This is a genomic window from Scopulibacillus daqui (genome assembly GCF_016908855.1).
In the GTDB taxonomy this organism is placed as follows: Bacteria; Bacillota; Bacilli; order Bacillales; family Sporolactobacillaceae; genus Scopulibacillus_A; species Scopulibacillus_A daqui.
Genome location: NZ_JAFBER010000007.1, coordinates 102,323 through 115,401, shown reverse-complemented (window position 1 = coordinate 115,401; position 13,079 = coordinate 102,323). Strand labels below are relative to the sequence as shown.

General features: G+C 40.1%; 16 protein-coding genes. 12 read left to right on the top strand and 4 right to left on the bottom strand.

The window, feature by feature from the left end; genetic code table 11:
- The first annotated feature begins 115 nt into the window (after positions 1-115).
- The 5 genes from JOD45_RS07480 (at position 116) to JOD45_RS07460 (ending at position 4,055) form a co-directional block, all read left to right on the top strand.
- Positions 116-1,165 (top strand): YpbB family protein, encoded by a 1,050-nt coding sequence (locus JOD45_RS07480; protein WP_205003256.1) that lies wholly within the window; start codon positions 116-118, stop codon positions 1,163-1,165.
- Positions 1,166-2,665, top strand: coding sequence for a RecQ family ATP-dependent DNA helicase (locus tag JOD45_RS07475; protein WP_205003255.1), 1,500 nt, complete (start codon positions 1,166-1,168; stop codon positions 2,663-2,665).
- On the top strand, positions 2,662-3,249 hold the full coding sequence (locus tag JOD45_RS07470) for a CPBP family intramembrane glutamic endopeptidase (RefSeq protein WP_205003254.1): 588 nt from the start codon (positions 2,662-2,664) through the stop codon (positions 3,247-3,249). Before JOD45_RS07475 ends, JOD45_RS07470 begins: the two co-directional genes overlap by 4 nt.
- A gap of 3 nt (positions 3,250-3,252) precedes the next feature.
- Positions 3,253-3,525, top strand: coding sequence for a hypothetical protein (locus tag JOD45_RS07465; protein ID WP_205003253.1), 273 nt, complete (start codon positions 3,253-3,255; stop codon positions 3,523-3,525).
- Between the two features lie 80 nt (positions 3,526-3,605).
- Positions 3,606-4,055: a DUF2663 family protein gene (locus JOD45_RS07460; RefSeq protein WP_205003252.1), complete on the top strand. Its 450-nt coding sequence runs from the start codon at positions 3,606-3,608 to the stop codon at positions 4,053-4,055.
- Between the two features lie 29 nt (positions 4,056-4,084).
- On the opposite strand, the gene JOD45_RS07455 is transcribed toward JOD45_RS07460, so the two are convergent.
- The 3 genes from JOD45_RS07455 to JOD45_RS07445 are packed head-to-tail and all read right to left on the bottom strand — an operon-like array spanning position 4,085 to position 5,177.
- Positions 4,085-4,654 (bottom strand): manganese catalase family protein, encoded by a 570-nt coding sequence (locus JOD45_RS07455; RefSeq protein ID WP_205003251.1) that lies wholly within the window; start codon positions 4,652-4,654, stop codon positions 4,085-4,087.
- A 27-nt stretch (positions 4,655-4,681) separates the two neighbouring features.
- Positions 4,682-4,951, bottom strand: coding sequence for a spore coat protein CotJB (locus JOD45_RS07450; RefSeq protein ID WP_205003250.1), 270 nt, complete (start codon positions 4,949-4,951; stop codon positions 4,682-4,684).
- A 4-nt stretch (positions 4,952-4,955) separates the two neighbouring features.
- The gene (locus JOD45_RS07445; protein WP_205003249.1) at positions 4,956-5,177 is read right to left on the bottom strand and encodes a spore coat associated protein CotJA; all 222 of its coding nucleotides are present in this window, start codon (positions 5,175-5,177) and stop codon (positions 4,956-4,958) included.
- Between the two features lie 143 nt (positions 5,178-5,320).
- Between JOD45_RS07445 and JOD45_RS07440 the strand changes: the two genes are divergently transcribed.
- The 6 genes from JOD45_RS07440 to JOD45_RS07415 all read left to right on the top strand — a co-directional run bounded on the left by JOD45_RS07440 (position 5,321) and on the right by JOD45_RS07415 (position 11,043).
- Complete coding sequence (locus tag JOD45_RS07440; protein ID WP_205003248.1) at positions 5,321-5,692, top strand: hypothetical protein; 372 nt, start codon at positions 5,321-5,323, stop codon at positions 5,690-5,692.
- Positions 5,693-5,706: 14 nt separating this feature from the next.
- Positions 5,707-6,471, top strand: a complete 765-nt coding sequence (locus JOD45_RS07435; protein WP_205003247.1) for a metallophosphoesterase — start codon at positions 5,707-5,709, stop codon at positions 6,469-6,471.
- Between the two features lie 192 nt (positions 6,472-6,663).
- On the top strand, positions 6,664-7,272 hold the full coding sequence (locus JOD45_RS07430; protein WP_205003246.1) for a genetic competence negative regulator: 609 nt from the start codon (positions 6,664-6,666) through the stop codon (positions 7,270-7,272).
- Positions 7,273-7,518: 246 nt separating this feature from the next.
- Complete coding sequence (locus tag JOD45_RS07425) at positions 7,519-8,430, top strand: D-alanine--D-alanine ligase family protein (RefSeq protein WP_205003245.1); 912 nt, start codon at positions 7,519-7,521, stop codon at positions 8,428-8,430.
- A 261-nt stretch (positions 8,431-8,691) separates the two neighbouring features.
- Positions 8,692-9,966, top strand: a complete 1,275-nt coding sequence (locus JOD45_RS07420; protein WP_205003244.1) for a Glu/Leu/Phe/Val family dehydrogenase — start codon at positions 8,692-8,694, stop codon at positions 9,964-9,966.
- Between the two features lie 75 nt (positions 9,967-10,041).
- Entirely contained in the window at positions 10,042-11,043 is a 1,002-nt protein-coding gene (locus tag JOD45_RS07415) for a YpdA family putative bacillithiol disulfide reductase (protein WP_205003243.1), read from the top strand.
- A 57-nt stretch (positions 11,044-11,100) separates the two neighbouring features.
- Here the strand turns inward: JOD45_RS07415 and JOD45_RS07410 are convergent, their stop codons facing one another.
- Positions 11,101-12,075, bottom strand: coding sequence for an asparaginase (locus JOD45_RS07410; RefSeq protein ID WP_205003242.1), 975 nt, complete (start codon positions 12,073-12,075; stop codon positions 11,101-11,103).
- Between the two features lie 261 nt (positions 12,076-12,336).
- Here JOD45_RS07410 and sleB point away from each other — a divergent pair, with 261 nt between their 5' ends.
- Positions 12,337-13,065 (top strand): spore cortex-lytic enzyme, encoded by a 729-nt coding sequence (gene sleB, locus JOD45_RS07405; protein ID WP_380898118.1) that lies wholly within the window; start codon positions 12,337-12,339, stop codon positions 13,063-13,065.
- Positions 13,066-13,079 lie beyond the last annotated feature (14 nt).

The window sequence follows — 13,079 nt, the reverse complement described above, 5'->3', positions numbered from 1 at the left end:
TAACTTCAATGATGATTTAACGAAGCCCAAAAAGCTGTCGAGTTTTGGTAAAATGTATTAATATCATATCAAAGAAGGAACTGTGAAATTAATTTAAAGCGAAGGTCGGTCGTTCATGTCTTTCAAACGATATCTTTTTCTATATTTAGTAGACAAGTTTAAAGGTGAACGTTCTATTTATGGGATCTATCACTTATTAAAAGGCAAGCGGTCATCGCAAACGATTCAGGACAGTGTCTTGTATTCCGTACAAGAGTTGTTCCAATCAATGGAAAATATTACAAGAAACGAAATAGAAACGGTTTACGAAGAATATGAAAAACAAGGTCTTATGATCAAGAACCGGAAAGATTGCTATACGCTTTCTGAAAAGGGTAAGCAATGTTTAAGAGAATGTGAAGATGATTGCCGACTGCCTAATGGTTTAATAGGTTTTCAATATGCCGGCTTGTCCAAGATTTTTTGGAAAAGGCTGAGACTTGTCATTCAAAGTTTGTCGCATCTGCTTCATTATCAAAAATCTTATCTGCCAGTAACGAATGAAAGAGAGATCCTAGAATGGGCCAAGAAGTTTTTTAAACGTCTTGAATATGACCGCTTTGAACTGGCCGCGCGTTGTCAAAAGGAACTTGAGGTTTTATTAAGCAATAGATCCGACTTGGAAGCTTTCATTTTTGTTAAGCAATTGTCGGGCTATCAGAAGGTTGGACTAACATTAGAACAAATTGCATCCGCAGTGCATTTAGATAAATACGAAACGACACTTTTATTTCAAGCATGTTTGCAAAGTTCCGTTAAGACGATTATCGACAACCGTTCTAAGTTTCCGACGCTTTGCTTATTCATTGATCAAGTTGACAATATACGATTAACACATTCTGCTAATACAACTTACCATTATATAAAAAAAGGCTATCCTTTACATAAAATTGCCGAGCGCCGGAGATTATCAGCAGGAACCATTGAAGATCATATTGTTGAAATCGCGATGAACGATCCTGCTTTTAATGTGATGAATTATGTTCCTACGGAAGACTATAAGAAGATTCAACACGCGATCTCATCGCTCTCGACAAAACGGCTTCGGGAAGTAAAAGAAAGAGTTGATGATCAGATCAGTTATTTCCAAATAAGATTGGTGATGGCTAGAGAAGGTGAGACATAGATGCTGGAAAAAATTTTAAAAGATCGTTTCGGCTACTCGCAGTTTCGAGAAGGGCAGCGCGAAGTGATTGAAGATGTTTTAAATAAAAAAGATGTGTTTGCCATGCTGCCGACCGGAAGCGGAAAATCACTATGCTATCTTTTGCCGGGATATATGATGAGGGGATTAGTGGTTATCGTTTCGCCTTTACTATCTTTAATGGAAGATCAATGCCAACAGATTCATATGTTAGGAGAAAAACGCGCGGCGTCGTTAAATAGTTTTTTAAATGCGAAGGAGAAAGCAATCATTTTAGAAAGGCTGAGACAGTTAAAATTTTTGTTTATTTCGCCTGAGATGCTGCAAACGGACAGGGTCATTCATAAGCTGTCCAAATGTCAAATCAGTTTATTTGTTGTTGATGAGGCGCATTGCATATCACAATGGGGGCATGAATTTCGACCGGACTATTTAAAGCTAGCCGATGTCAGGGAATCGCTTGGGAACCCGGCCTGTCTTGCATTAACTGCAACAGCCAATGCCAAAGTGCGTCATGACATTCTCACTCAGCTGAGAATAACTGGCGCCAGTCAGCATATTTACAGTATTGATCGTGAAAATATTGCTCTGCATGTCTATAAATTAAATCATATTGACAGGAAAATTACCGAAACCATTGAAACTGTTTCAAATATAAAAGGACCGGGTATTATATATTTTTATAGCAGGGAATGGGCAGAAAGACTGTCCCGGATGATAGAAAATCAAACAAATTTGCGGGTCGCCTATTATCACGGGGGTCTGCAGATGGAAGATCGCCTTTTGATTCAACATCAATTTCTCAATAACCAGCTTGATATTATTTGCTGTACAAATGCTTTCGGTATGGGGATTAACAAGCCAAATGTCCGGTTCGTTATCCATTTTCATTATCCAAGGGAGATCAATTCATATATTCAAGAGATAGGAAGAGCCGGACGGGACGGCCTGCCAAGCATCGCTGTTGCTTTTTATTGTGATGAAGACCGGGTTCTTCCGCAGGCTCTCATTGAGAGTGAGTATCCGGATCAGGAAACGCTGCCGCGTATTTTGCAGAGGATGATGTCTCGCTATCCGCTGACCGAAACTGATACATTATCGTTATTTATGGAAGAAGGCTGCAGTGAAACCGCTGCGCGTTTTTTGCAATACCAATTAAGCCAAATCAATATCAAAGCCTATGCAATAGAGGAACTCGGCGCTTATATAGAAAGAAAAATTCAGTCGCGTAAGAAACAAAAGCTCCAGGAACTCGATGACATGGAAAGTTGGCTGAAAACAAAAGGATGCCGAAGAGAAGCTTTGCTGAAATTTTACGGCGAAAGAAAGACAAAAACAATGGCTCAATGCTGTGATTACTGCGGGTCCTCTATTAATGAATTCAAAAAAGCGAAGGAAACAGATCCAAAGGCACCCTTAACGTCGAATTCTTGGAGAGAAACATTGAGACAGTTATTAGGGGAGAAAGCAGGCATAAGATGACAAATAAGACATATTTAGATCAATTATCGAATAAAGAAGTGATTAAATCCCTTTACTTTTCTCAAGGGTTTATTCTGCTTGCCGGCATCATATTTGCCTTGCTGTTTATAGAGGATCCTCGTCTTTGGTTCGAGTCGCTGTGGAAAGCCAAACTTATTGATATTATCGTTTATGGTTTTGGAACAGGATTTCTCGTTGTTTTAATAGAATATATGATTGATAAAGTCGCCCCTAAACGGTGGTTTGAGGATGACGGTGTTAACGAAAGGGTTTTTCAAGCCCTGTCGTATCCTCATGTGATCTTTAGCATGGCCGTTGTCGCATTTTCTGAAGAAATACTGTTCAGGGGGCTTATTCAGTACAAATTCGGCATGTTTATCGCAAGCATGATTTTTGCATTCGTTCACTGGCGTTATATAAAAAAACCGCTGCTTCTATTAACGGTCATTATTCTTGGGTTTTATTTGGGTTGGTTATTTGAAACAACTGGGCAGCTTCTTGTACCGATCGCAGCACATTATACGATTGATGCGGCATTAGGCATCATTTTGAAATGGCAGTCAAGTAAACGACGGGGGGCATGAGCAATGAATCAAGAAGAATTAAAGGAATGGGATTATACAGAGGAGTCATTGCCGCCAAGGCGTTCGAGACATCATCGCAGAAAGAAATCATATCATAAGTCTGATGAAGAGAGGGTATACAGAAGGCGGCCTTATCAAAATAACCAATCTGATGAAACGCAGGAAGAGCTGACGAGAAGCAATAGAAGAAATAACCCGTTGTTCGTTACGGATATTATTTTATGGATGTTTTTCATCACGTTATGCGTTATCGTTTTATCGCTCTTCATCTTTTAAAATTCTGTATCAAATAAGCTTCAATTACCTGTCCTATTTCTAAATGGCGCAACATACGATGGAAATAGGAGGGTTCGCTTATGAGTAAATTAAAGGAACTTAGGGACAGCGGGCAAATACCTGATATCACTTATCGTATATTATTAAAGCTTATCGAACGCAAAGAAGAAGAGGCTAAATTTAAAAAACGGCGCTCAATGGTTGGACTGGCTGCAATCGTTGTATACAGCGCGCTTATTTACTATTTATTTTTTTACAAACTCGAATCAATGCAGGCTTATTCTGACTTTTCATCTATTATTAGTGATCCGTTTTTATGGCTGTTGGGAATAGCGGCATTCATTATGACAATTGCTTGGCATATAGCCAGGAAAAATTACGATGATGCGGATGAAGATTACGATGAACTCAGAAAAGAGATCATAGATAGAAACCATGAATTATGGTATGAGCAAATGGATTGGAAGGGAAAAAGCGAAGTTTTAGAGTTTCTTGATAAGGAGAAAGACATCAATTTATATCATAAATAACGAAAAAAAGATGCCTGGGGCTGCAGGCATCAAAAATATTTTTTCTTGCCCTGTTCTTCTTTTAATATCTCTACCGCTTCCCTAAAGCGCTGTGAATGGACAACTTCCCGTTCCCTTAAGAATTTTAAAGCGTCATTGATAAACGGATCATCCGACATATTGATGATCCACTGATAAGTGGCGCGAGCTTTTTCCTCTGCAGCAATATCTTCGTATAGATCGGCGATCGGGTCGCCTTTAGCTTGAATATAAGTTGTCGTAAACGGATCGCCTGCCGCATTTTCATAAAATAAAGCTTTATCGTGGTTTGCGTAATGGGCGCCAAGCCCCGCCTCTTTAAGCTGCTCAGGCGTTGCGTCCTTTGTTAATTTGTATACCATGGTCGCAATCATTTCTAAATGTGCGAATTCTTCTGTACCTATGTCTGTTAACAGTCCGATGACTTTGTCAGGTATGGTATAGCGTTGATTTAAATAGCGAAGCGCTGCGGCGAGTTCTCCATCGGCACCGCCATACTGTTCAATCAGAAATTTGGCAAGTTTAGGATTGCAGGTGCTTACTTTTACAGGATATTGAAGTTTTTTTTCGTATAGCCACATATAAGGTCATCACAACCTTTCACACAGTTATATTTGCCATGGCCAAGGTGTTGTCGCCCATTTCCAAGGGTATGATGAATAGCTGTTTCCAAATTCCTGTAAAGGACCGTATCTCTGTTCGATTTTTTCTTTCAGTTCCTGGCGCTTTTTCGCACAGGTATTATATTGTTTAAGAGCTTCCAAGTCATCTGGATGGGTATCAAGGTACAATGTCAACTCAACTAATACAAAATCTATCGCTTGCAGTTCTTCGATGCATTCATAATAATCCTTGGGAAGGGATCTTTCTTCAGACATTTAATCACCCCTTTTTATCATCTTTATAAGGACTTGAATATGGCGAGTACAGCGCCGGCCAAAGCGTCCCTTTTTTTAACGCTTCAAAAGGCGGGAATTGCTCTAATCCCGGCGGCTGAAAACCTAAATACAAATTCGGCGGTGTTTCATAAGTTTTAATTGTTTGCGGCGGACAAGGGTCATGGGGACTGGCGAAAGGGTGGTAAGACTTTCTATTTGTGGACATATTGATGCCTCCTTTTCCAAAAAGTTGTTCATTACTGCTTTTATATGTTTTAACAGCTTGTCAAATGTTTCATGCAGAAAAAATTAATGGGATAAGTCAACCGTCAAATAGCCTTTCATACAATGTGGTATGGGAGGTTTTACATGAGGAGATTGGTTTGGATAACGGCAGGAATCTTACTTGCTTATCAAGCCGGCGCTATTGCCCCTGGGCCGAAAAATGGTTTGTTATCTATCCTATCTGATTACATTTTATTCCCGGGTGACTTTTTGAAAGTATCCGTATTGTGGATGGTTTGTATATTGATTTTATCTTATGCCTTAAGGAACAGCATTAAAGGTTTGATGCAGCAGTCGAGTATTGCTTTTTGCTTTGATATATTAGTGATTTTTGGAGGAATGGTCTGGCTCATTTTAGATCATATGTACATGGTTTTGATGATTATCATCGGCACATCTATACATTTGCTATTATCATACGATAAATGGAAGCCAGAGCGTCAGCGGGAAAGTTAGGAGGATACAGTAAAATGTTATGGGGCCTATTGGTAATCATCATAGCAATGGCTGTTATTTTGGTTTATATGTTTTTCCAGGCTCATCGCCATATTGTCCTTGATGTCGATATAACGATAGAAGACTTGCCTGAAGCTTTTGACGGATATCAAATTTTCTTCATTTCCGATATTCATCGGCGGTTAGTATCATTTAAGCTGTTAAAACAAATAAAAAGCCAACCCGATATTGTTGTCATTGGCGGAGATCTGACAGAAACCGGCGTCCCTTTTTCCAGGGTCGAAGAAAATGTTCGGCGCTTATCTCAGGTTGGACCTATCATATTTATATGGGGCAACCATGATTTATATGTCGACAGAGAAGCGTTACAACAAATATTTAAAAAATTTCAGGTTAAAATATTAGATAATCAAGCGCTAGTCTTCAAAAGGGGGAAAGATCATTTAAATATTGTCGGTATCAATGATGTAACCAATCATTTGGATAGACTCGATGAAGCTTTAGAAGGAAGAAAGAAAGGGACAACAGTTTTATTAAGCCACAATCCGGATATTAAATATCAATTGCATGAACATCATCGGATACCGCTTGTTATCAGCGGGCATACCCACGGCGGACAAATTCGGCTGTTCGGCTGGGGATTAAGGGAAAAAGGCGGAATTAAGGAACATCCATTCGGAATGCTGATCGTCAGCAAAGGTTACGGCACGACTTGGCATCCGTTAAGGTTAGGTGCGCCGCCGGACACCCTTTTGCTAACTTTAAGATCAGCAAAATAAATGTTTTTTTGAATGTTTATGCTTGTCCTTTCTTCCTTTTCCAGTGTATACTACATTAAAACAATCTATGAGTTGCTGTTCAGAACGAGGATGATTAAAGTTATTTTTCAAACTTGAACGTCCTCAGATGAACAACGGAAAGGCACTAAGCATATAGTATAAAAAGTTTGCGTATGGTAAGGAGGGCGAAAAATGCGGTTGGAGCGACTAAATAGCGATAAGATAAAAATTTTTTTAACCTTTGATGATTTAAAAGAACGCGGCATATCAAAAGAGGATATGTGGCATGATTTACCCAAAGTGCATCAGCTGTTTAGAGATATGATAATGGAAGCAGATGATGAACTTGGATTTCAAGCAGAGGGTCCTATAGAAGTTGAAGTGTTTTCCTTACCGGCTCAAGGCATGGTTGTCATTGTATCCAAGTCATTTAATAATGATGAATTGCTTGATGATGACGACGATTATATTGAAATGCAGGTCACTCTTGATGAATGCGATGATATCCTGTACAAAATTGATGACTTTGAAGATGTTATTGCTTTAGCTGATAAGCTGTATCATTTAGGTATGACAGGCGGAAAATTATATCATTTTGATAATAGATATTATATACATTTTGATGACGAAGATGATGAACTTATCAATGACTTTGACCTCCTGATCGCAGTGCTCGCAGAATTTGGATATCCATCAACGATGACAAGCCATCGATTAATTGAGTATGGAAAAGTTATTATGGAAAATGATGCCGTTAAGCAACTGTATCATTATTTTATAGAAAAAGGAACCTCACAATAACCATTGGTGAGGGTATTCTTGACTTGAATTAAAATTAATTCGTCAAGCCCGCAGTTCAGGCGGGTTTTCTTTATGTTCTTTATATTTATGAAAAAGATCACTATATTATGCTGTTAATGATAAAGTGTGATAATCTTTTTGTACATTATGAAAATAGCTTTTTTTATTTTCAAGACAGAGAAATACTAATATAATAAAACAATATGAGATTTGTTTTGTTGAGGTTTGCATCAAGGAGGAAATAAAATGAAAATTGCGGTAATATATGGCGGAACATCTTCGGAACGGGAAGTATCATTATCGACCGGCAAAGGTGTCATGGAAGCCCTTAAAAGAAAAGGTCATGAAGTTGTCGGAATTGATTTTGATCCTAATCATTTAGATCCCATTATTCATTTGCAGGCAGATTTAGTATTTATCGGTCTGCACGGAAAATACGGCGAGGACGGTCGCATACAGGGGCTTCTTGATATCCTTAACATCCCTTATGTTGGTTCAGGCGTTATGGCATCATCAATAGCGATGGATAAGGCGCGCGCCAAAGTGATGTTTGAAAAGGCCGGCATTCGTGTTGCTGATAGCTGCACGGTCAGCCGCTATCAAAACGTTCAATCATCCCCTTTCGGCTATCCTGTAGTCATTAAGCCTAACAGAGAAGGGTCGACGATAGGATTAACCATTGCGGAAAATGATGACCAATTTCAAGAAGGCGTAGAAAAGGCATTGGAATATGATGACACAGCGCTTGTTGAAGCTTTCATCGAAGGAAAAGAATTGACTGTTTCAGTGATGGGAAAAGGAGAGGATATACAAGCGCTTCCGGTTGTTGAAATCGTTCCAAAGAATAAATTTTACGATTATGAGGCAAAATATGCACCGGGAATGAGCGCGCACTATGTTCCTGCCAGAATTCCGGATCATGTCACAAAGAAACTTCAGGAATGGTCTGTGCTGGCTCATAAACAATTAGGATGTGAAACATACTCCCGCGTTGATTTTATTTTGCCAAACGACGGCAGTGATCCAGTTATATTAGAAGTCAATACATTGCCAGGCATGACACCGACCAGCCTATTCCCGGATGCAGCCAAGGCAATCGGCATCTCTTATGACGATATGATTGAGAAATTGGTAAATCTAACGGTTCAGGCCGGATAGCTTCATCCCCTTTACACTTGAAGGAAAGTTCCATTTTTTCTTCAGGCTGTAAAGGGTTTTCAATCCTATTTAACATATTGTTTTTTCTGCATAAAAAATTATTAAATTTTGTTATACATGTATTGAAAAATTAAAGCGAATTCACTATAGTTAATGTGTAAATAGAATCCTAAGTCATTTTTGGATTAATAAATATATCCCATTTATTGGTCATCTGTAGATGGACAGATGTTGATGGAAAGTCACAGGAGGTAATTAGAAATGGTAGCCAATAACGGCTCGGAAAACCCAAAAGTTGAAGATAATGATGTACTCGCATCAACTCAATCAGTGATTCATGAAGCATTGGACAAACTCGGTTACCCGAATGAGGTATATGAATTGCTTAAGGAACCTATGCGTTTATTCACTGTAAGAATTCCAGTTAAAATGGATGACGGTTCAACTAAAATATTTACCGGCTACCGAGCGCAACATAACGATGCAGTTGGCCCAACAAAGGGTGGTGTACGTTTTCACCCTGATGTAACTGAAAAAGAAGTGAAAGCGTTGTCAATTTGGATGAGCCTTAAGGCTGGTATTGTTGATTTGCCGTACGGCGGCGGCAAAGGCGGCATCATCTGCGACCCGCGTGAAATGTCTTTTAATGAACTTGAAGCACTGAGCCGCGGGTATGTAAGGGCAATCAGCCAAATTGTAGGTCCGACTAAAGACATTCCGGCGCCGGATGTTTTTACGAACTCACAAATTATGGCCTGGATGATGGATGAATACAGCAGAATCAGAGAGTTTGACTCTCCGGGATTTATTACCGGAAAACCATTGGTGCTGGGCGGTTCGCATGGGCGTGACGCAGCAACAGCTACAGGTGTAACAATCATGATTCGCGAAGCTGCCAAAAAACGCGGTATTGACCTCAAAGGTGCCCGTGTCATTGTTCAGGGATTTGGCAATGCCGGAAGTTATCTTTCTAAATTTATGCATGATGCTGGCGCTAAGGTTGTGGGTATTTCCGATGCTTACGGCGCTTTGTACGATCCGGAAGGTTTAGATATCGATTACTTGCTTGATCGTCGCGACAGCTTCGGTACGGTCACAAAGCTGTTTAAAAATACAATCACAAATAAAGAATTGCTTGAATCTGACTGCGATATTTTAGTTCCGGCTGCTATTGAAAATCAGATTACTCATGAAAACGCAGACAAAATAAAAGCTGAAATTGTTGTTGAGGCGGCTAACGGCCCGACGACTTTAGAAGCAACAAAAATCTTAACTGAGCGCGGCATTCTACTAGTGCCGGATGTTCTGGCAAGCGCCGGCGGTGTAACCGTTTCTTACTTTGAATGGGTACAAAATAACCAAGGTTTTTATTGGTCGGAAGAAGAGGTTGCCGAACGTTTGGAAAAGGTGCTTGTTAAAGCGTTTGACAATGTTTATACAACCGCTGAGAGCCGCAAGGTCAATATGAGGCTTGCCGCTTATATGGTCGGCGTTAGAAAAATGGCAGAAGCATCAAGATTCCGCGGCTGGATTTAATTCTTATCATTTGCAATAGCCGAGCACTTCCCCTATTATCAATAGGGGAAGTTTTTTATATCGGGGGTTTAAACAATGATAAAGGAAGACGTAATTGTAGTTGGCGCAGGACCTTGCGGCTTATCCGCAGCCATTTACTTGCAAGAAAATGGCTACAATCCATTAATTATAGAAAAGGGCAACATTGTCCAAGCGATTTATAATTATCCGACTCACCAGCAATTTTTCAGTTCGAGTGAAAAATTGGAAATTGGCCAAATGCCTTTTGTTATCGAAGGCAGAAAACCTAAGCGAAACCAAGCGCTTGCTTATTATAGAGAAGTTGTTCGAAGGAAAAAATTAAGAATCCATGCTTTTGAAAAGGTTATAAACGTTCAAAAGCAAGACAGCGGTTCATTTGAAATAACCGCCATTCGTCAAAAACACCAAGAAGAAGTCCGTTACGAGGCTCGTTTTGTTGTCATCGCTACCGGTTATTATGACAACCCAAATTATATGGGTGTTCCCGGTGAGGACCTTCCGAAGGTTTTTCATTATTTTAAAGAAGCGCATCCCTTCTTTGATTGTGATGTTGTTGTCGTCGGCGGAAAGAATTCTGCGGTCGATACAACGATGGAACTTGAAAAGGCAGGGGCTCGAGTAACGGTTATCTATCGGGGCGAAGATTATTCTCCAAGCGTCAAACCGTGGATATTGCCTGAATTTCAATCATTGGTTAAGCATAATAAAGTTAAAATGGTTTTTAAAGGTCATATTAAAGAAATTAAAGAGGACTCTGTTATCTATACGACCCAAGACGGCGAAACTCACGAAATTGCTAATGATTATGTTTTTGCTCATACAGGTTATCATCCCGACCATGACTTCTTAAAGAAAATCGGTATTAAAATTGACCAGGAGACCGGAAGGCCGTTCTATAATCCAGAGACAATGGAAACCAACGTTAGCGGAGCATTTATAGCGGGTGTGATTGCCGCAGGAAACAATGCAAATGAAATATTTATAGAAAATGGCCGTTGGCATGGTGAAGCAATTGCTAAATCAATTATTGAAAAAGATAAAGAAAATCGGGCGTAGTTTGAAGCGGCCCCTGCCGAATCAACAGGGGCTGCTTCAGTGTGCCTGTTTTTTTCTTTATCTTAGGAAAATGTCTTGGAGTTCTTTCGGATCTTTTGTTTTTTCCAGTGCTATCATAAGCTTTAGGCGCGCTTTTGGGCCATTTAGACCGTTGCTGAAAATAACCCCCATAGATTTCAGCTGTTTTCCGCCGCCTTCATATCCATAGACATCTTGGACTATACCGTTGAAGCATCTCGAAACGATGACAACCGGCAGACCTTGGTCGATCAATTTTTTTATCTCAGGGACTACTGCAGGCGGGAGGTTGCCTTGTCCTAAAGCTTCGATAACAAGACCGTCATAACCTTTTTCTCCAACAGATTGGATGAGGTCAGGCTCCATGCCGGCATATGTTTTTAGTAAAGTTGTCTTTTTGCTCAAGTTATGAATATTATAAAAATCTCTTTCGATGCGGTGATGATGGAAAAAGACACCGCTCTTTGTAACAATGCCGATAGGTCCGAATTGCGGGCTTTGGAAAGTCGCAACGTTGCTTGTGTGTGTCTTTGTCACGTTTTTTGCTGTATGGATTTCATCATTTAACACAACAAGAACGCCGTTGCCGCGGGCTTCATCGCTCGCCGCTGTCTTTACGGATTCAATTAAATTCGGCGGTCCGTCATACCCAGGTTCATTGCTGGACCGCATTGATCCTGTGACCACGATAGGTTCTTCCAAATTTAAAACAAGGTCAAGGAAATAGGCTGTTTCTTCTAGTGTATCAGTACCGTGTGTCACAACAGCCCCGTCAAATTGTCCGTCAGCAAATTTTTGTTTAATGAATTTAGATAATTCAAACATATCCTTTGGCTGCATATGCGGCGACGGGACGTTAAGATATTCAATTTCCGTAATGTCTGCCCACTGGTTAAGCGTGTCCATAATATTTTTAAGAGGATGATCAGCGCTTGGTTTAACCGCGCCTGTTGCTATGTCCTCTGCCATAGCAATAGTCCCGCCTGTATGAATGATCAAAATTCTTTTTTTCATAGGTGTCAACTCCATCATTGAAGATTTTTATCTAATTATAAAATAACATGTTGCGGCAGAAAAAAATAGTGAACAGGACAGCGCATGTGAAGCCGATCATTAAATCCCGGTTTTATTAAAATGCGGCGGGATTGCTGATCTGCTTTTTTTATGTCTGCATAATTTTTCTTTATTAAGAAAAACTACGCTTATAAAATGACAATGCAGATAATCAAGGAGGACTAATAAATGTTATTAAAGCGTCAACTATACTTGGCGAGCATCCTAGCCTTGTTGATTGTAATAGGCAGTCTGCCGGCTGAAAGCCCAAAACAAGCTGAAGCCTTTACGAATCAGGTGATTCACCGGGGGTCGGTTGGTAATGATGTCATTGAGCTGCAAGCAAGGCTGCAATATATCGGTTTTTACCGCGGGAAAATCGATGGTGTTTTTGGATGGGGAACTTATTGGGCTTTAAGAAACTTTCAAGAAAAGTTTGGGTTAAAAGTAGATGGTTTAGCAGGGCTTAAAACAAGACAAAAATTAGTCGCCGTCACCAAGTACGACTATAGAAATCCGCCAAATAATTATGCGGGGAAATCAAGTGCAAAAACAAAAGCGCAACAAAAAACAAACCAAAACATTCCAAAAGGGTTTTCGCAAAGTGACATTAACTTAATGGCTAACGCTGTATATGGTGAAGCCCGCGGTGAGCCTTACGTTGGACAAGTGGGAGTCGCATCTGTCATATTGCATCGGGTGCAAAGCTCTAAATTTCCGAATACAGTGTCCGGCGTTATCTTTCAGCCAGGAGCATTTACAGCGGTTTCCGACGGACAAATTTGGTTGACGCCTAATGAAATGGCTAAGCAAGCAGTGATGGATGCCATCAATGGATGGGATCCAACGCACGGCGCCCTCTATTATTTTAATCCTGATACAGCCACTTCGGCATGGATTTGGACGCGTCCGCAAATTATGAAAATAGGCAAGCATATTTTTACAAAATAATCGGAGGTGAGAAT